Annotated in this window: 1 protein-coding gene; it reads right to left on the bottom strand. The window is 60.5% G+C overall.

Translation table 11 applies throughout. The features are described 5' to 3' along the window. Positions 1-864 (bottom strand): hypothetical protein (locus HV786_RS27190; RefSeq protein ID WP_217472129.1); only part of this gene is annotated, 864 nt, incomplete at both ends.

Genomic DNA, 864 nt, shown 5'->3' with positions numbered 1-864 from the left:
CCAGCCGCTGGCAAGGTCGGCATCGTCATAGACTTCCAACCCATCCAGCAATTGCTCGCTCTGCAACCAGACTTCGTATGGCAGTGCCCGACGCGCCGCTTCCTGTTCCGCGATTCGACATTGGGTCTCGAAACCCGCGAGCGCCTCTTTCATGGCGTAGATCTGCAACGCCGCTTTCGGGTCCGGCGGAGTTACGTACTTGCTTTCGAAGCGGGCTCGGTATTCGCCGCTGTCCAGTTTGGTTTGCACCCGCGCCCTTATCGTGGCTTCGTAGTTGCGCACGTGCTCCTGGGCTGCCGCTTCCCAGCGTTTCTGCTGCGCCTCCTCGAGGATCCAGTTGCGCCCCCGCGCCATCTCGGGATTGAACACCTTGTCCCGTTCGATCTCGATGTAATGCTGCGCCTCCAAGGCAGCGGACCTTTCTTCAAACTGATTCCGAACATCGCCGAACGCCTGCGCCACCAGAATCTTGCGTTCGTTGCTGATGCCGTTGTTCGCCCCACCCCTGTTCAAGTAGTCCTTCAGCGTCTCGACGGCCTCGTTTCGCCAGGCGTTGAGTTGCTGAGTAATGCCGATGGGGTCGCGCAGCACGATAGCGGCGCCGCGGGCTCGGGTGACCGTCGGCCTCAAATCCGATGCGACCAATTGCGGGGCGTGGTGATAATCCGGGTCGGAATGGAGCTGATTGGCAAGCGTGGGCGCCAAGCGGGTATGGGCCGCGGCGATGCTCTCGGCAATGCCATTGTCCGTGGAAGACATGTCGAGCACGTCGGGAGCAAACGAGCAGCTGCTGGCGATTTCCTTGATGTCGAATGCCTGCAGCTTGTTGCGCAACGAATCGGTATCGCGCAACTTGTCGAGCAT

Source organism: Achromobacter mucicolens, from assembly GCF_902859725.1.
Taxonomy (GTDB): domain Bacteria; phylum Pseudomonadota; class Gammaproteobacteria; order Burkholderiales; family Burkholderiaceae_B; genus Achromobacter; species Achromobacter mucicolens.
The sequence above is the reverse complement of the archived record's forward strand: the minus strand, read 5'-3'. Positions and strand labels throughout refer to the sequence as shown.